16 protein-coding genes are annotated in these 17,521 nt (G+C 71.0%); 8 read left to right on the top strand and 8 right to left on the bottom strand.

The genetic code is table 11. From position 1 onward, the window contains the following. Positions 1-20: 20 nt before the first annotated feature. Positions 21-326, bottom strand: coding sequence for a WXG100 family type VII secretion target (locus ACFYUV_RS33670; RefSeq protein WP_357701773.1), 306 nt, complete (start codon positions 324-326; stop codon positions 21-23). Between the two features lie 24 nt (positions 327-350). Continuing rightward, positions 351-695 (bottom strand): WXG100 family type VII secretion target, encoded by a 345-nt coding sequence (locus ACFYUV_RS33665; protein WP_364339079.1) that lies wholly within the window; start codon positions 693-695, stop codon positions 351-353. A gap of 252 nt (positions 696-947) precedes the next feature. Here ACFYUV_RS33665 and ACFYUV_RS33660 point away from each other — a divergent pair, with 252 nt between their 5' ends. The 3 genes from ACFYUV_RS33660 (at position 948) to ACFYUV_RS33650 (ending at position 3,371) form a co-directional block, all read left to right on the top strand. Then, positions 948-1,367 (top strand): hypothetical protein, encoded by a 420-nt coding sequence (locus ACFYUV_RS33660; protein WP_387675633.1) that lies wholly within the window; start codon positions 948-950, stop codon positions 1,365-1,367. A gap of 100 nt (positions 1,368-1,467) precedes the next feature. Then, positions 1,468-2,685: a hypothetical protein gene (locus tag ACFYUV_RS33655; protein ID WP_387675630.1), complete on the top strand. Its 1,218-nt coding sequence runs from the start codon at positions 1,468-1,470 to the stop codon at positions 2,683-2,685. A 5-nt stretch (positions 2,686-2,690) separates the two neighbouring features. After that, positions 2,691-3,371 carry a hypothetical protein gene (locus tag ACFYUV_RS33650; protein WP_387675628.1) on the top strand — a complete coding sequence of 227 codons (681 nt, stop codon included), beginning with the start codon at positions 2,691-2,693 and terminating at the stop codon, positions 3,369-3,371. A 1-nt stretch (position 3,372) separates the two neighbouring features. Here the strand turns inward: ACFYUV_RS33650 and ACFYUV_RS33645 are convergent, their stop codons facing one another. Next, entirely contained in the window at positions 3,373-3,819 is a 447-nt protein-coding gene (locus ACFYUV_RS33645; RefSeq protein WP_387675626.1) for a YbaB/EbfC family nucleoid-associated protein, read from the bottom strand. A gap of 36 nt (positions 3,820-3,855) precedes the next feature. Next, the gene (gene eccD / locus ACFYUV_RS33640; RefSeq protein WP_387675623.1) at positions 3,856-5,346 is read right to left on the bottom strand and encodes a type VII secretion integral membrane protein EccD; all 1,491 of its coding nucleotides are present in this window, start codon (positions 5,344-5,346) and stop codon (positions 3,856-3,858) included. 145 nt (positions 5,347-5,491) lie between these two features. Between eccD and eccCa the strand changes: the two genes are divergently transcribed. Genes eccCa through ACFYUV_RS33625 form a run of 3 tightly spaced genes read left to right on the top strand, consistent with a single transcriptional unit; the run spans position 5,492 to position 10,917 of the window. Next, positions 5,492-9,424 (top strand): type VII secretion protein EccCa, encoded by a 3,933-nt coding sequence (gene eccCa / locus ACFYUV_RS33635; RefSeq protein ID WP_387675620.1) that lies wholly within the window; start codon positions 5,492-5,494, stop codon positions 9,422-9,424. Between the two features lie 24 nt (positions 9,425-9,448). Next, positions 9,449-9,763: a hypothetical protein gene (locus ACFYUV_RS33630; protein WP_387675618.1), complete on the top strand. Its 315-nt coding sequence runs from the start codon at positions 9,449-9,451 to the stop codon at positions 9,761-9,763. After that, positions 9,760-10,917: a transglycosylase SLT domain-containing protein gene (locus ACFYUV_RS33625; RefSeq protein ID WP_387675615.1), complete on the top strand. Its 1,158-nt coding sequence runs from the start codon at positions 9,760-9,762 to the stop codon at positions 10,915-10,917. The genes ACFYUV_RS33630 and ACFYUV_RS33625 overlap by 4 nt, the downstream gene beginning before the upstream one ends. 72 nt (positions 10,918-10,989) lie before the next feature. Here ACFYUV_RS33625 and ACFYUV_RS33620 read toward each other — a convergent pair whose 3' ends face one another. Together ACFYUV_RS33620 and ACFYUV_RS33615 are read right to left on the bottom strand one after the other, a co-directional pair. Next, the gene (locus ACFYUV_RS33620) at positions 10,990-12,987 is read right to left on the bottom strand and encodes a hypothetical protein (protein ID WP_387675612.1); all 1,998 of its coding nucleotides are present in this window, start codon (positions 12,985-12,987) and stop codon (positions 10,990-10,992) included. 106 nt (positions 12,988-13,093) lie between these two features. Continuing rightward, a complete protein-coding gene (locus ACFYUV_RS33615; RefSeq protein WP_387675609.1) occupies positions 13,094-14,245 on the bottom strand; it encodes a S8 family serine peptidase in 1,152 nt (383 codons plus the stop codon). A 433-nt stretch (positions 14,246-14,678) separates the two neighbouring features. Here ACFYUV_RS33615 and ACFYUV_RS33610 point away from each other — a divergent pair, with 433 nt between their 5' ends. Continuing rightward, on the top strand, positions 14,679-14,807 hold the full coding sequence (locus ACFYUV_RS33610) for a hypothetical protein (protein WP_387675607.1): 129 nt from the start codon (positions 14,679-14,681) through the stop codon (positions 14,805-14,807). Here the strand turns inward: ACFYUV_RS33610 and ACFYUV_RS33605 are convergent. Both ACFYUV_RS33605 and ACFYUV_RS33600 read right to left on the bottom strand, forming a co-directional pair. Then, entirely contained in the window at positions 14,791-15,231 is a 441-nt protein-coding gene (locus tag ACFYUV_RS33605) for an SRPBCC family protein (RefSeq protein ID WP_387675605.1), read from the bottom strand. The genes ACFYUV_RS33610 and ACFYUV_RS33605 overlap by 17 nt on opposite strands. Positions 15,232-15,430: 199 nt before the next feature. After that, positions 15,431-16,594: an MFS transporter gene (locus tag ACFYUV_RS33600; protein WP_387675602.1), complete on the bottom strand. Its 1,164-nt coding sequence runs from the start codon at positions 16,592-16,594 to the stop codon at positions 15,431-15,433. A 73-nt stretch (positions 16,595-16,667) separates the two neighbouring features. On the opposite strand from ACFYUV_RS33600, the gene ACFYUV_RS33595 reads away from it, so the two are divergent. Then, positions 16,668-17,258: a helix-turn-helix domain-containing protein gene (locus tag ACFYUV_RS33595; protein WP_387675599.1), complete on the top strand. Its 591-nt coding sequence runs from the start codon at positions 16,668-16,670 to the stop codon at positions 17,256-17,258. Positions 17,259-17,521 lie beyond the last annotated feature (263 nt).

Below are 17,521 nucleotides of genomic sequence, written 5' to 3'. Positions count from 1 at the left end.
GACCGGGAGGCGGAGGCGCGTCAGTCCGTCCAGATGGCGATGTTGCGCCGCTCGGCGGCCTCGTAGTTGCCCTTGGCGATGTTGACCGCGGTGGCGGCCTCGAAGAGCTGCCTGCCCATGGCCCGTTCGTGGGCGTCCCACTGGTCCTTCTTGGTGTTGAAGAACTGCTCGGCCTCGCCTTCCCAGCTGGCGGCGAGCTCCTTCTTGATGTCGGCGAACAGGTCGTCGGTGACCTTGTCGAGCTCGGTCACGACCTTCTTGAGCTCCTCGTAGGCCTGCTCCATGCTGCCGAACTTGACGTATGTGTGATCATCGGGAACGGTCACTGGGATCTCCGTGGCGTCGGCCGGCTAGTTGCTGTTGATGACGTTGTCGATCCGGCCCGTGAAGCCGTCCCTGGCCAGGGATCCCGACAGCTCCATGTTCTGGTCTGCGGCGTTCCGGTAGACCCCGGCGCCCATGTTGAGCCGGTCGTGGATGTCCTCAAGGATCTTGATCACGGCCTTGAACTCGACGTCCCACTCGTCGAGGGCGTGGCTGAACTTCTGGGCCGCGCCGCCCCGCCACCCCTGGGTGGTCAGGTCGCCCTTGATCGTCTGAACGCGCTGGCGCATGCCCTCGATGTACTGCGCGGTGTCCTCGCAGTACCCGGCGGCGTTGGTCAGCTGCGTCGGACTTGCTCCGTACAGTGCCACTGGACCTCCAAGTGGACATTTCCTTGTCTCGCATACCGGTTGGCCGACATGAATAGGGCGAACCCTTGCGAAACAACATCGACTCGCATGTTAACCACCACCCGTCCCAGCGATCACAACCGTCCGGCCGACGAGAAGAATTCTGCGCTCAATGCCAAAACATTCTGCGCTCTGTGCTAAAGACGCGCGGAATCCCGCATCACAGGATTGCTCCTCGAACAAATCGCCTTTCGCTCTTTTGGGGATGAAAACGTGAGAATCACGAAGAGGACTGCCGGTGCGGTCGTCGCGACCGTGCTCGGCACGACGGCGGTCTTCACCGCCACCACCGCCTCGGCGTCCCGCCAGGCGGCCGAGACGCCCGCCGTCGTCTGCGGCCCGGGTTACACCGTCCAGCGTCAGGCCGCGTTCGCCGGCGGCGTCGCCTACCTGCTCTACAACCCCGGCAAGCAGAACGCCTGCGCGGTGACGTTCAAGACCAAGGACGTGGGCACGCGCAGCATGGTCTGGTCCGCGGTGGACGTGAAGGGCGCGGGCGTGGTGAAGAACGAGGAGATCACCCCTCTGCACACCGTGCCGGTCTACCACGCCGCGCCGACCGGGTCCTGGGTGAAGTTCTCCGGCGGCGTCAAGACCGCCGACTCCGGCGGCGCGTACGAACGCATCGGCTGAGATCCGCGGGCAGGCCCGCAACGGGCGACCTGTACGGCTGACCGTTCACGCGGTTAGTGTTTCTGATCGTTTGGGCGGGTCGCAGGCTCTGGGGGCGCGGATGGCCGGGTTCGGAAGCATCGACAGCCTTGTCAACTGGACCACGGCCGAGGACTCGGCGGTGACCGGAGGCATGTCCGCCACGGTCGTCATGAGCGACGGCGACACGGGTGAGCCCGGACCGGTCGCTCCTGCGACGGCCGTCGCCGGCCTCGGGCAGGAGCCGTACGTCCAGGAGGTCGGGGACGACGGCGAGCACCGGCCGGACGACGGCGCCGTGGAGCCTGGGAACCCGGGCGGTCTGGTCGAGATCTCCGGCGACGACCCCCCACCCGAGCCACACGACCCGCTCCCCACCGACGCGCCCCCCACCGACCCGACGGCCCCCGCCCGCGAGGACACCCCGGCCGCCGAGGACGACCCGGCCCCCCAGAGCCCGCGCACCCTGGAAACCGGCCCTTCCGACTCCACCCCCTCGGATCCCCCCGCCGACCCCGAGAGGCCCGCACCCACCGCCCGACCCGCCGACTCCGAGGCACCCGGATCGACCGCGCCGGAGCCGCCCACCGACTCCGAGGGCACCGGCACCCCCGAGGCCCAGCGCCCCCCGTCGCCCACGACCCCCGACCGTCCCGAGAAGACCCCGTCGTCCGGGGAGCCGACGCCCGACCGACCGGCCGCGACCACCCCTGAGAACACCACCAAGGCGCCCGACGCCGCGAAACCCCCCACGACCACCACCCCCAAGGCGGACGACACCGAGAAATCTCCCAAGGAAGCCGCCCCGGCGAGCAGCGGCGGCGGGACGCCGAGCGGCGGCGGGACGCCGAGCGGCGGCATCCCCACCGGCGCAACCCCGGACCCCACCGCCGCCACCCCCGCCGCCGCGAACAAGGACGGCTCAGGCAAGGAACGCCCCCAGGACCCGAAGGCGACCGCGCTGAGCAACGGCGGCGTGTCCGGCGACTGGCGCAAGGCCAGCCCGGAGGCGATGGAACGGCTGGGCCAGAGCCTCGCCCCGACGCAGGCGGGCGGTACGCAGACGCCGGGAGACCGGTTCAGGGCGGTGGAACGCGCGGTCAGAGGCGCCACCCCCGGCTTCCCGGGCTTCGGCCTGGTCGGCAAGTTCGCCTTCGACGGCGCCTACGACGCGGCCCGCAACTCCGCCGCCGACTACCTCAAGCACGCCAAGAACCAGCTCGGCCGCTGGCAGACCCAGCTCAACGAGGGCGCCAAGGTCATCAGGGACGCCAACGACAAGAGCACGCTGAAGAAGTAGGAACCATGGATCATTACCGCAACGGCACGACCCTGTACACGATGGCCGTGGCCTCCTGCAACGCGGGCGCCATGCTGAAGACCAACGTGGTGCTCTCCGTCGTCTGCAAGATGTGCGCCGCGCTGATCGGCACGATGCTCTCCAGCCCCGAGGACATCCGCGGCACGGCCCGCGAGGTACGCGCCGCGACGCACGAGGTCGAGCAGGCGAAGGAGAGCGTACGGCAGCTCATCGCCGGGATCTCCAGCCAGGACTGGGCGCAGATGGCCCGGCCCGAGATGGAGCAGGTGGCCGAGAGGTTCACCCTTGAGGTGGCCAAGACCGGCGGCGTGTACAAGGAGCTGGCCCACACCCTCGACCAGCTCGCGAAGATGTCCCACACGGGTGCGGTGTCGTCCGTCGCCCTGGGCGGGTTGTTGCTGAGCCTCTCGGCCGCCGGGCACTTCTTCCCGGGCAATCCGCTGGCGGCCTCGGCGGCCGTGCGGGCGCAGGGGGCGTTCAGGCGGTTCTTCTCCAAGATGCTCGTGGTGTACGGCTCGGCCGCCGCCCTGGCCTGGCTCGCGAGCGGGCTGATGTCCGCCTTCAAGGACACGGGCATGTCGGAGGCGGTCACGCTCACCGGCAAGGACGCGCCCGCCTTCGAGCAGGTCGTCATCGCCGACCTGCCCACGCAGCGCCCGGCCTAGCTCACAACTCCAGCCGCCGCCGGATGCGGTCGAGCTCGCCCATCACGTCCTCGAACGTGCGGTTGTAAGCGGACTCCGCCTCCTTGATCTGGTTCAGCGCGGCGTCCGGGTCCCTGAGGTACGTCATGGGGTTGTCCTCGGAGTCGCCGAACGTCTCGCTCATGCCCTCGGCGACCTGCCGCTGCAGGTCGGCGGTGGCGTCGTTCAGCGCCGTCTTGATGAGGTCGGCCAGCTCGCCGGACGACAACCGCAGGCCCTTGGGGTGCAGTTGCAGCTCGCGGACGCCCTCCTGGCCGCACACGACGGTGACCAGCCCCTGCTCGTCCTGGGCCCGTCCGACGAAGGAGTCCATCTTCTTCTGGAACTCCTCCATGCGGGCGAACTGCTGGTCGGCCCCCTTGAGCAGCTTCTCGACGTCGATGTTCGCGAAGTCTCCGAATTCCTGCACAGCCTCACTCCTCCGCTCGAAACGGCCAGCAAAGTATCAGCCCGACAACCCGCGGACCCAGGTGTAGAGCTCCAGCACGCCGGCCGCCAGCGGGAAGAGCTCGACGATCAGCAGCAGGTCCAGGATGTCCCCGGCCCGTCCCCAGAACGGCGACGGCTTGCCCGAGGCCAGCCCCCTCCCGACGCCCACCATCAGCAGGGACGCCCACAACACGCAGACCGCCACCGCCAGCGCGCCGATGACCCCGCCCTTGGAGCTGAGCGCGAAGGCCGTCATGGCGAGTCCCGCCATGCCCGGCCCGAGCAGCCAGAGCCGCTGGCCGACGCCGGAGAACACGCGGGCGCGCATGATGAGCGTCAGCGAGATCGCGACGGTCATGATGTACGCGATCAGGCCGTCGTGCAGCACCAGCAGCGCCTGGGCGACCAGCGCGGCCAGCCCGACGGCGACGATCTGCGCCGTGGCGTGACGCTGGGCGACCACGGTGCGCTCCTGGATCGCCGCCGCGTCGAGCCGCTGGTTGTCGGCGCGCAGTTCCTCGGCCGTCGTGGGCATGGCCGGCAGCGGCACCCGGGCCAGCCGGAACGACAACGTCGGCACCAGCGGGCTCAGCGCCAGCAGCACGGCGATGGCCACGGCCGCCACCCCCGCAGGGACGGTTCCGGTCAACATGACCACCGCCGCACAGACCGCGCCACAGGCCGCGGCGATGGACGTACCGAGAAAGCCGGGAATGCCATGCGAAATCGTCATCCCGGCGACGGCGGCGGCAAGCGCGGTGCAGGCGAACGCGGCGAGCAGGTGAGGAGCGCCGACACCGGCCAGGCCGCCGGTCCCGGCGGGCGTGGACAACCCGGCCAGGAAGGCGTACGGCAGCGCCGCGTGACCGATCAGCGCGCTCGCCATGGAGTCGCCCATGGCCCGCGACAACACGGTTCCGGCGGCGATGAGCAGCAGCGCGAGCGTTCCGAAGACGACCGGCCCGACCAGCGGGGGCAGGCCCGCCAGGGCCAGGCCGACGGCCCCGAGGACCAGCAGCCCCGTGGCCCCGGCCGCGCCGACAGCCGTGGTGTGGGCCGCCGTCCACTTGCCCGGCCCCTCGCGCACGCCGGTGGCCACGACGTCGGCGACGTCGTCGAAGATCGCGGCCGGCAGGATCGACTCACGGGGGCGCAGGTAGAGGATCTCGGCGTCGAGCACGCCGAGCGCGCTGAGGCTCTGCTCCAGGTCGAGCGGCTCGCCGCCGAGACGCTGCAGCGTCCAACCCGGCGACGACGTCGCGTCGCCGCCCACCTCGCCGAGCATGCGCAGCAGCCCCGGCAGCACGTGCGGCAGGGGGATGTCGGCCGGCAGCGTCAGGTCGGCCTTGCGGCTCGGCCCCACGATCGTGACGTTGCACAACGTCGGCAGCGGCAACGGCAGTTGCGCGAGCGCGCCCTGCTGAACCGGCCCCGACGGCGCCTGAGCGGGCTCGGCGGCTTCCCCGGCGGGGGGCCGGGACTCGGGCGGCGGGGGCTTCTGAACCATCGATCCCACGGTCCACTCCGTCCCAAAAGGATCACGGACAGCACAGACCATAGCGGGTCGATTCTGGTAAGAACGTCGCGTGAGCAAAGTGGTTGTCCGGCGCCCGGAGCGTCGTCCCGGCCCGAAGCCACCTCGCGGAGAAGTCATGCTGGAGTCCCCGCCGGAGATCCCGGAGGTTCAGGGCCAGGGTTTCATGGCGGTACTCACCTACCTGCCCATGGTGGCCGGGGCCGCGGCGATGGCGCTGATGTTCACCGCGGGGGGCGCCAACACCAGCCCGGTCATGTACGTGGCCAGTGGCCTGTTCGCGGTCTCGATGCTCGGCATGAGCATCGGCCAGATGGGACGCCAGTCCGGCGAGCGCAAGCACCGGCTGAACGGCGCCCGCCGCGACTACTTCCGCTACCTCGGCCAGATCCGCAGGAAGGCCAGGCGCGCCGCCAAGCAGCAGCGCGAGGCCCTGGAGTGGAGCGGACCCGAGCCGGACTCCTTGTGGTGGATCGCGATGGGCCCCCGCCTGTGGGAGCGCCGCCCCCGCGACGAGGACTTCAGCACGATCCGCCTCGGCACCGGCGTGCAGAAGCTGGCCATCCAGCTCTTCCCGCCCGACTCCAAGCCCGTCGAGGACCTGGACGCGCTCTCCTCCGGCGCGCTGCGCAGGTTCATGCGTGCGCACTCCACGCTCGCCCGGCTGCCCGTCGCCGTCGCCCTGGCCTCCTTCGCGCGCATCCGGCTCACCGGCGACCTCGCGGCGATGCGGGACCTCGTCCGTGCCGTGATCGGGCAGGTCGTCACCTTCCACTCCCCTGACGACATGCGGATCATGGTCTGCGCCGACCACGAGCGCATGCCCCACTGGGAATGGGTCAAGTGGCTCCCGCACGCCCACCATCCCGACCTTGCCGACGCGTCCGGGCCCGTCCGCCTGATGGCCGAGGACCTGGGCGATCTCGATCGCCTCGTCGGCGGGGACCTCAAGGAGCGTCCCAGGTTCCAACCGGGCTCTCCGGCCGACGAGCTGCCGTACCACCTGGTGATCGTGGACGGCGGGCACATGCCGCACGACTCGCAGCTCGGCAGCGACGCCATCCAGGGCGTGACCGTCATCGACCTGACCGGCTCCACCGGACCCGTCGAAGAGGGCAACACGCTGCGGCTGGAGGTCCAGCGGGACGACCTGCACATGGTGAAGATCGACCACGCGGGCAAGGAGCGCAGGACGCGCCTGGGCGCTCCTGACAGGCTGTCCTTCGTGTGGGCGGAAGGGCTGGCCAGGCAGCTCTCCCCGCTGCGGGCCTCGTCCAGGAGCGGCGGCGACGGCGAGGACATGCTGTCGATCAACACGACGCTCACCGACCTGCTCGGCATCAGCGACCCGCGCGGCCTGGACCCGGCCGTCACGTGGCGGCCGCGCGCCGGGCGCAACAGGCTGCGCGTGCCGATCGGGCTCGGGGCGGACGGCCGCATGGTCGAGCTCGACATCAAGGAGTCGGCCCAGGGCGGCATGGGCCCGCACGGCCTGCTGATCGGAGCCACCGGCTCCGGAAAGTCGGAGCTGCTGCGCACGCTGGTGCTCGGGCTGGCCGTCACGCACTCCTCTGAGATCCTCAACTTCGTTCTGGTCGACTTCAAAGGCGGCGCGACCTTTCTCGGTCTCGACTCGCTCCCCCACGTCTCGGCCGTCATCACCAACCTGGAGGACGAGCTCCCGCTGGTCGACCGCATGCACGACGCGCTGCACGGCGAGATGGTGCGCAGGCAGGAGCTCCTGCGGGCGTCGGGCAACCACGCCTCCCTGCGCGACTACGAGCGGGCCCGCGAGCAGGGCGCCAACCTGTCGCCGCTGCCCACGCTCTTCGTCGTGCTCGACGAGTTCAGCGAGCTGCTGTCCACCAAGCCCGAGTTCATCGACCTGTTCGTGATGATCGGCCGGCTCGGCCGCTCGCTCGGCGTGCACCTGCTGCTGGCCTCCCAGCGGCTGGACGAGGGTCGCTTACGCGGGCTCGACACGCACCTGTCGTACCGGATCGGGCTGCGGACGTTCTCGGCGATGGAGAGCCGGGCGGTGCTGGGCGTGGCCGACGCCTACGAGCTGCCCTCGGCGCCGGGCAACGGCTACCTCAAGTTCGACACGACCGGAATGACCAGGTTCAAGGCCGCCTACGTCTCCGCCGCGTACCAGCCCGACCCCCGGCACGTGACCGACAGCGGCCGGCCCGCGGCGCGCGAGGTCATCGAGTACGGCCACGCCTACGCGCCGCTGCCCGCCGCCGAGACGCCTGCGGAGCAGGCGCCGGCGGAGCCGGAGGAGAGCGGCGCCCAGTCGAGCCTGCTCGACATCGTGGTCGGCCGGCTGAAGGGACGCGGCCCCGCGGCGCACCGCATCTGGCTGCCACCGCTGGCCGAGCCGCCGACGCTGGCTCACCTGCTGCCCGCACTGTCGGTGACCCCGGAGCTCGGGCTGTCCACGCCCGGCTGGGACGGCCGGGGCCGGCTGCATGCCGTCATCGGCATCATCGACCGGCCCTTCGACCAGCGACGCGATCCGTACTGGCTGAACCTGTCCGGCGCGGCCGGGCACGTCGGCATCGCGGGCGGCACGCAGAGCGGCAAGAGCACGGTGCTGCGCTCGCTGATCGCCAGCATGGCGCTCACGCACACGCCCCGGGAGGTGCAGTTCTACTGCCTGGACTTCGGCGGCGGCACGCTGTCGGCCTTGGAAGGGCTGCCGCACGTGGGCGGCGTGGCCAACCGGCAGAACGCCGACCGGGTCCGCCGTACGGTCGCCGAGATCTCGGGCATCCTCCAGCAGCGCGAGCGGGACTTCGCCGACCAGGGCATCGACTCGATCGCGACGTACCGCAAGCGGGTGGCCGACGGCAGCGTCGAGGACGACGGCTGGGGCGACGTGTTCCTGGTCGTGGACGGCTGGCTGACGATCCGGCAGGAGTACGAGAGCCTGGAGCAGGTGATCACCGACCTCGCGGCGCGCGGGCTGGGCTACGGCGTGCACGTCATGGCGACCACCAACAAGTGGTCGGAGTTCCGTCCGGGCATCCGCGACCTGTTCGGCACCAGGATCGAGCTGAAGCTCGGCGACGCCTACGAGTCGGAGGTCAGCCGCAGCGCCTCGCTCGCGGTGCCCGAAGGCACACCGGGACGCGGGCTCACCAAGGACGGCATGCACTTCCTGTCCGCCCTGCCCAGGATCGATGGGGTTCGCAGCGCCGACGACCTGGCAGACGGGCTGCGTTCCCTCGTGGAGGTCGTCGCCGAGTCCTGGCAGGGGCCGGCGGCCAGGCCGGTCCGGCTGCTGCCGTCCCTGCTGCCCGCGGCCGACCTGCCCGGCCCGCAGGAGACCGGCGGGAACCGGATCGCGATCGGCATCGACGAGGCGACGCTCTCCCCCGTCGCGGTCGACTTCGAGGCCGATCCGCACTTCGTCGTCTTCGGCGACACCGGGTGCGGCAAGTCGAACGTGCTGAAGTTGATCATGGAGGGCCTGGTCGCGCGCAAGACACCCAGACAGGCCCGGCTCGTCGTGATCGACTACCGCCGGTCGCTGCTCGACACCGCCGCGACCGAGCACCGCATCGGGTACGCCGTCTCCAGCGCGGCGGCCGCGGAGCTCGTGCAGGAGGTCCGCTTCGCCCTGCTCAAGCGGCTACCGCCCGCCGACCTGACCCCCGACCAGCTCCGCGAGCGCAGCTGGTGGCAGGGATCGGACCTGTACGTCGTGGTGGACGACTACGACCTGGTCGCCACCTCCAACAACCCCCTGCAACCGCTGGCCGAGCTGCTGCCGCAGGCGCGGGACATCGGCCTGCACCTGATCCTGGCCCGGCAGATGGGCGGCGCCAACCGCGCCATGTACGACCAGGCGGTGCAGCGGCTCAAGGAGATGGCCAGCCCTGCGCTGATCATGTCGGGCAACCGGGAGGAGGGCGTGCTGTTCGGCAAGGTGCGACCGCAACCGCTCCCGCCCGGCCGCGCCTTCTTCGTGGACCGCAGGGCCGGGGACCGGCTGATCCAGACCGCGTCGCTGGAAGAGGAGGAAATCGGGCCTGATCTTTCGTGATGATCTCCACTATGCTCGATCTTCATGAGCAAAGGCTTGGTTGACGTCTCCTACAAGGCGCTCGACGAGTGCCGGACGCGCGTGCACATCGCCTCGAAGGACTTCGCTCTCGACGAGATTCTCAAGGCCAGCAAGTCGCAGACACCGGCCGACACGACGGAACCCAGGGTGCTCGGCATGATTCCCGGCGTGACCGACCTGGCCGCCAAGATCGATGCCGTCTGGGCCGCCGTCCGCGTCGAGCTCGGCAGCGGCCAGGGCAGGCTGGAGGCCGTGGAGCGGGCGCTCGACGAGGTGGAGAGCAATCTTCGCAAAGCGGCGACGGCCTCGGGCGCATGACCGACTACGGCGTACTCGCTCCGGATATCAGCGACATTCCCGGCGGTTGGGAGTTCCTGCAGCTGCTCGCCTGGGTCACGGGCGAGCCCGAGACCATCGAGGCCATCGCCTACGCCTGGGAGTCGTGCGGGTCCCACGCCGCCATCGAGACCTCCGCGCTCATCAAGAACCTCAACGAGGTCGACGACAAGTGGGACGGCGAGTCGGCGGACGCCTTCGACCACTACATGCGCCGGTTTCCCCCGGCGGGCGGCTCGTTCAACAAGGCGGTCCACGAGGGCGCGGCGAAGCTCAGGACCGTCGCCGCGGAACTGAAGACGGCCGGGCCGAACATCTCGCAGCTGCGTGACGACACGGTCGGCGCCGCGCAGAAGTACATGGTCAACTACCTGGCCGGGCACCCGAACACCAGTGAGGCCGACGCGCGGGCCGTGATGTTCGCCGACCCGTGCTTCACCGACATCGTGAAGAGCAACCTGGAAAAGGCCAGGGTATTCACCAAGAAGGTCGAGGACGCCATCGGGGCCGCCAGGACCACGCTGGGCGGCATGCTGAAGCCCGACGCGAACGCCGGGCTCGGCTTCTTCACCGCCATCCCCGATCCCGGAGGGCCGGACTTCGACCCGGGCGACAAGAAGGTCATCTGGACGAAGGCGGCCTCCAAGGAGACGCGGACGTCCGGCACCGGCAAGGGGTCGGGAGGGGGCTCCGGGGCGGGCGGTGGCCCGTCGGCGGGCACCCCCGCGCCCAAGGCCGAGGTGGTCGAGTGGATCAAACAGGCGCTCACCGTCATCAGGTCACCGGAGATGGCGGACGTCATCCGCCAGCGCGGCATCGACATCACCGACCTCGACCCCAATGACCCCCAGGACGTCCAGCGCATCTGGACGATCATCTACCACGAGTCCGGCGGCAACCCCAACGCCATCAACAACTGGGACATCAATGCCAAGAACGGCATCCCGTCCCAGGGCCTGATGCAGACCATCCCGCCGACGTTCAACGCGCACGCCCTGCCCGGCCACGAGAAGATCCTCGACCCGGTCGACAACATCATTGCGGGCGTGCTGTACACCTACAGCCGGTACGGCAACCTCGCCGGCCACCCCGGCATCTCGTCCCTGGAGCGAGGCGGCGGCTACCAGCCCTACTGACCGGCGGCGCCCGTCGGGAACGGCGACGCACCCTGCCCGGAGCCGTCCGAGCAGGGTGTGCACCGGACCGGGTCAGCCGCAGTTCGCCCAGCCCGCGGCGGTGCTGCCGGTGCCGACGCTGCCGGAGAACTTCACGCAGCGGCCCGGGGCGGTCAGCTTCACCGGCCCGGCGTAGTACTTGTAGTCGCCGCTGTCGGTCGCGCTGTCCCCGTCCTGGACGTCGAGCGTCGCGCTCACCGGGCTCTCCTTGCCCACGCCCGCGTACTTCATCGTCACCACGCAGTTCTGCTTGGTGCCGCTGTTGTACAGCTGGAAGGTCTCGCCGCCGTTGAACGACTGTGAACGCTGCACGTAGAAGCCGGACCCGCACACCTGGATGGGTGTGTAGGGGTTCTTCGGCTCCGGCTGCGCCGCCGGCGGCGCCTCGCTCTGGGGCGGCTCGGGCGCGGGGGCCTCCGTCGTGGGCGGCGGAGTGGGCGCCTGCTGGGTGCTCTTGGTGGGGGCCGGAGCCTCTGTGCTCTTCTTGGGGGCCGGTGTGGGGGCCTCGGTGCTCTTCTGAGGGGTCGGCGTCGGGGGTTCGGTGCTCTTCTTGGGGGTCGGGGTCGGCTCCTGGGACTGCTCCGGCGTCCTGGTGTCCCTGGCCGTCGGCGTCGCCGTGACCGTCTTGGTCGCCTGCGGGCTCTTCGGCTGTGAGGCCGTCGGCTGCGCAGTGGTCGGCTGCGGCGTGGTGACCGGCTGGGTGGACAGCGGCGAAGGCGTCGGCACCGTGCTGTACACGGGAGCGGTCGGCACGCCGGACGGCTCCTCGGTGGGCAGGATGAGCGGGCCCACCCCGTACGGGTCGGCGTCGGACGGCGTGGCCCAGGGCACGGCCACGTCGGCCTGGTCGGTGCCCGGCTCGCCCGGCTGCGGAACCGTCCCGTCACCGGGGCCGGTCGTCCCGTTCCCGGCCGCGTCGGCGGACCCGGTGGCCCCGTCGGTGGACCTGCCCTCGGCCGCGACGCCGACCGAGTCGATCCGGTTCGTGTCCGTGTAGCGGCTGGCGCCCCACAGGCCCACCCCTGACAACACCATGAGCGCGGCGACCGACGCCGTCAGGCCGACCGGAAACTTCCGGCGCGGGGCAGCCGGATCCACGACCGACGCCTGCCACACCTTGGGCCGATGCGGCGCCTCCCGCATGGGCTGCTGCACCCTGGGCGGCTCCCAGGTCTGCTGGGGCTGCTGCGTCTGCTGGAGCTGGGGCTGGGGCGGCTGCACCGGCACGCCTTCGAGCGGTTCGGCGCCCTCCGCCGCCGCCAGAGCCGGAGGAACGAAGGCCGGGGTGTTGGCCGAGGCGTCGGACGACGGCAGCTTCGCCGTGACCTCCTGATCCGCCGGCGGGCCGCCGAGCAGGCGCAACAGCGCCGCGTCCGCGGCGGGCCGCTGCCTGGCGTCCTTGGACAGCGCCGCGGAGACCACGTTCCGCACCGGCTCGGCGAGGGTGCCCAGCTCGGGCGTGCCGGTCAGCACCTCGTCGGCGTCCTGACCGAACGGCGCCTTCCCGGTGGCCGCGAAGACCACCGTGGCGGCCCAGGCGAACAGGTCGGCGGAGGGGCCGTACGGCTCGCCCCTCAGCTGTTCGGGCGAGCGGTAGCCGATCTCGCCGGCGGCCTCGCCGAGGTCCAGATCGGTCACCCGGACGCCGTCGGCGCCCATGATGACGTTGCCGGGGGTCAGTCCCCGGTGCGTGACGCCCGCCAGGTGCGCGGCGGTCAACGCGGTCAGCGTCCCGACGGCCACCCGCTCCACCCCGTCGGGGTCGAGCGGCCCGTCGGCGGCGACGGCCTCGGCCAGGCTGCGCCCCTCGACGTGCTCACGTACGACGTAGAGGTGGCCCTCGCGCAGACCGGCGTCCAGCGTGCGCGCGATGGAGGAGCTGGAAAGGCGCCGGACCTTGGCGAAGCGCGCGACGCCTTCCGCGTCGGCGTCCGGCTTCGCGGCCAGCACTTTGATCACCCGGAGGGGCGCGTCCTCCGACTCGCGGCCGAGGAAGGCCACCCCGCGCGGCCCCTCCGGCAGGCGTTCCAACAGGTCGTGATCGCCCAGCCTCGGTGGATCGTCTGGCTGTAACGGGTGCATCGTAGGTTCCCTTCGTATCCAGGCGCTGCGCTGCGGGCAGCGCCTGCATCAGCGGTCAACTGACGTCATGGGGCGGTGGGCCCGTGCGCCATCCACGGCTTCTGCCGAGCGGCAGCACCAGTGCGAGGGTGCCGGCCACGGCGGTGAGGAGCAGCGCTCCCGCTGTCACGGTCAGCGCGGTGTTCCGGGCCGCGAGGTTCTCCGGGGGGACCTGGGCGATCGCGTCCGCCGCGATGGGATCGGGCGGCGGCGCGGCCACCACGGGACGGCCCGCGGGCTCGAAGGGCAGCACGGCGCTGACCGCCTGCACCGGGTTCACCATGCCCGCACCCGTGCCCTCGCCGATGGAGCCGTCGGCCGTGGCGATGATGCGCCGCCGTACCTGCTCCTGGTCCAGGTGCGGGAAGCGGGCGCGCACCAGTGCGGCGGTCCCGGACACGTAGGCGGCGCCGAAGCTGGAACCCTCGAGGTCCAGCTTGTACGACCTGCCCGGCCAAGGGGCGATGATGCCGACCCCCGGCCCCAGGACGCCGACGGGCGTGGCCGTGTTGGACGAGTCGGCGCGTCGCCCGTCGGGAGTGGCCGAGCCTACGGCCAGCACGCCCTCGTAGGAGCCCGGATAGGCGGGCACGTCCTCCTTCTTGTCGGTGATGTTGCCCGCGGCGGCGACGATCACGACGTCCCTCGCCAGGGCGTTCCGGACGGCCGCCTTGAGCGCGGGATTGTCGGCCGCCTTGATCGAGATGTTGATGACGTCGGCCTTGAGCTGGACCGCCTTGTCGATGGCCGCCGCCAGGGTGGCGACGTGGCCCTCGGCCTGGCTGCTCTGCTTGAGCACCATGACGGTCGCCCGCGGGGCCACGCCGTGGAAGGCGACGCCTGGATAGACGCGCCCGGCGATGATCCCCGTGACGGCGGTGCCGTGACCGACGCAGTCGGTGTAGCCGGTCCCGGTGAAGTCGACGTAGTCGGAGAGCCAGGGCAGCTGCGGGTGCCTGACGTCGAGGCCGCTGTCGATGATCGCCACCCGGACGCCGGCGCCGGTGCTCAGCCGCCACGCCGTCTTGATGTCGAGCCGCGTCTGTGCCCAGGGCTCTCCGCCGGGCAGCTTCACCACGCCCGGTTCAGGGCTGCACTCGGCGTCCGCCGTCGTGGCGGCCGCCGGAGCAGCGGCGGCGCCGAGTCCCAGCACGGCGGACAGCAGCACCCGGCCGATCGTCCGCGCGCGTCCCGTCCTGCCCGGACGTCTCCGACAGCCGTGCCCCGGGTTCGCGGGACGTGGTCCCCACCTCCGGGTCATCACAGTGGCGTCGCCCACTTTCACACGGCGACGGTCACTCCACCGCTCTGCCAGGGTCATCTCAGCCATCCGGGTCCAACCGCGTCTAACCGCCGAACGCAGCGATCGACACGACCAGCAGGGTGGCGGGGAACGCGGGCGTCCGGGCTCTGGCATCAGCGCCCACGTGCACGCCTGTCCCGATCATGTCGATTCGTTCGAAAGGCAGTCTTGCGACGCCGGGTGACCCGTGTCGTTAGCGGAGAGTGCGAGATATCTTGGCGAGGAGTGCATGCCGTCCAGCGCCGAGGGACGCGTGAAGGCGAACCACTCCCGCTCTGTCGGAGGCCCTGAAGCCGGCATGATCGTGCTGTTGGTCCGGCGGGTGGCCTCGGGGGAGGCCGCTGCGGCCAGGGCAGTGCTGCTCGGGAACGCCGTCCGGGGCTTCGGCGTAGAACCCGTGGACGGCGCCCTCAAGCAGCGCGGCTGAACCCCACGGCCAGCCGGCGGACGTCCGCACGGATCGAGCGCCGCAGCAACCATCTGAGCACCGGCTCCAGCACCCGCTCGGAGCCGGTGCGCGGGGTGACGCGCACGTGGAAGGTGAAGCGGCACCGTTCCTCACCGAGCGGTTCGACGAGCCTGCCGCCCTCGGCGACGATCCCCGAGGTGGTCCGCCACGCGAACGACCGCCCCGGCTCCACGGCCACGACCTCGCCGCCGTTGCGATAGGTCTTGCCGGCGAACCGCATGACCTCGGCGGTGGTCGTCCCCACCCGCACGAGTCCCTCGGACGACGGCGCCATCGTCTCGACGCCCTTCCGCCACCGCGGGTCCTGCGCGTAGTCGGCGACCACCGCCCACACCCGCGCGGCGGAGCAGTCGATCACACCGCCCTCTCGAAGCTCGATCATCCCGCCACGATACTGCCGGCGGTTCTGCCGCGGTTCGCGGCGTTCCGGCAGGCCGGCGGGGTGGCGGATGGCGCGATCCGGGGTGTCGGTAAGGCTTGTGTCATCAGGTGCACGCGTTCGCGTTCCGGCTGGTCAGAGTGCCACCGGAGGACGGCCGGAACGGGCCGGGGTTGAGCGTCATGTGCCGGGCAGATGGTGGTCAGCTTGCGGCCGACCGCGTTGTGTCTGCGTTCCTGACGGTCAGGGGGGCGAGGATGCCTGCGGCGACGAAGAGCAGCGCCAGGACGCCCCAGGTCCAACCACCGGCCAGTTGCAGCATGCCGGTGATCAAGATGGGGCCGACAACGTAGCGGCTGACCGAGCGACCCATGCCGAACGCCGCCAGGTACTCGCCTCTCTGGTCATCCGGAGCGAAGGCGTACGACAACGTCCAGGCCGCGGGGACAGCGATCAGTTCCGCCGCGGTCAGCGTCACCAGCGCAGCACAGAAGAGTGCGAGAGGCATCGACTGGGCCGCGTACCAGAACAACAGACAGGCGGCAGCAGCGAATGCCGCAGCGACGGGCTGCCATCGCCGGGCAGCTCTGAGGCTTGTGATGTGGCGTGCTATGAGAGCTTGGAAGACGAGCGCGAGGACGGTGTTGATGGCGTACAGCGCCCCGAGCAAGCCGTCCGGCAATGTGGTCGCCTGGGCGAGCCACAGCGGAAAGGCGAGGTTGAGGATCGGTTGCCAAAGCTGCAGTACGCCATCCACACCAGCCAGCGAGAGCAGCCGCAGGTCACGTAGCACGCCCAAGCCTCGCCGGACCGGGGCGGGCTCTACGGTCCGAACCGGTTGGGGCAGGGTGGCGAAGGCCGCGGTGACCAGCAGATAGGCCGCCGCGTTGGCCAGGATGATGGTCCGGAAGAGTCCGGTGCCGGCCAGCAGCCCGCCGAGTGGACCGCCGACGCTGATCGCCAGATTGATCACCGTCCGATACGAGGCCAGCACCTTTACCCGGCTGTTCCCTTCGACGATCTCTGCCACGTACGCCTGGGTCAGCGCGGTCGCGATCTGGTCGGCGACCGTGATGACGGTGACGACCACGAGGTACCCCCACCAGTCTCCGACGAAGGCGTAGGCGGCGGTTCCGGCAGCGCGTAAGGCATGCACCAGCACCAGTGCCCGCCGGACGCCGTAGCGGTCGGCCGCCCGGCCCAGCGGTATCGCGGCGGCCATGGCCGCGGCGCCCGCGATGCTCAGGCCCAGCCCGACCTGGCCGGCGGCGAGCCCCACCACGCCGGTGAAGTAGACGGCCGAGAAGGCCAAGAAGAGCCCCGAGCCAAGGAAGTCCACGAAGCTGGCGCCGAGCAGCCGCCGCACCGCTCGACGCTCGGTACGACCAGTATCTTGTGTCATAGTCGCACTATTTTGCACCCTGGGGCAGCATTGCGCCATGAACGATCCCGCCGAGGCCATAGGCCACACCCTCGCTGCGAACCTGCGCGCTGCACGTCAAGACCGCGGCTGGCGGCTGGAAGAGCTGGCCACCCGGTCCGGCGTCAGCCGCGGCATGCTCCAGCAGATCGAGACCATGCGCACCAACCCGAGCATCGCGACGCTCGCCCGGATCAGCGCCACGCTGGGTGTGTCGATCGGCGAGTTGGTGGAGCCTCCGGAGGAGCTTGGCCGCGTCTCCCGTGCCGCCGACGCCGTGGTTCGCTCCGAAGGCCGCGCCAGGCTCCTGATCAACGACAGCCAGCCGCCCTTCACCGAGCTCTGGGAGTTCCGGCTGCCTGCCGGCGACAAGATCTCCACGCCCGCGCATCCGCCCGGCACCCGGGAACTGCTGCAGCTCCACTCGGGCAGCGTCGCGGTCACCATCGGCGGAGCGCTGTTCCAACTCGCCGCGGGAGACGCGCTCCGCATGCGAGGCGACCGCCCGCACGCCTACAGCAGCCAAGGCCCGGAGCCGGCCCACTTCACGATGGTCGTGGTCTATGCCGGCGCTCGAGACCCTCGCTACGCGAGCCTTGTCCCCGGCTGATTCGACGGTCTGACGTGCGGCTCCGCCCTACGGCGCTCCGATCCGTCACAACGACCTGCAAGTGCCGGCGACGATGACCGTCCTGTCAGCACTGGCCGGCCACGATACGAGGCCTCCTCCGCATCGGCCGGGGGGGGGGGGGGGGGGCGCGCCCCCCCCCCCCCCCCCGGCGCGGGGGGGGGGGGGGCCGGGGGGCGGGCCCCCCCCCCCCCGGCGCGGGGCGGGGGGGGCCCCCGCCCCCCGGGGGGGGGCGGGGAAGCCGA

It is taken from the genome of Nonomuraea sp. NPDC003560 (genome assembly GCF_042878785.1).
GTDB lineage: Bacteria > Actinomycetota > Actinomycetes > Streptosporangiales > Streptosporangiaceae > Nonomuraea.
This window is presented reverse-complemented; position numbering and strand designations above follow the sequence as displayed.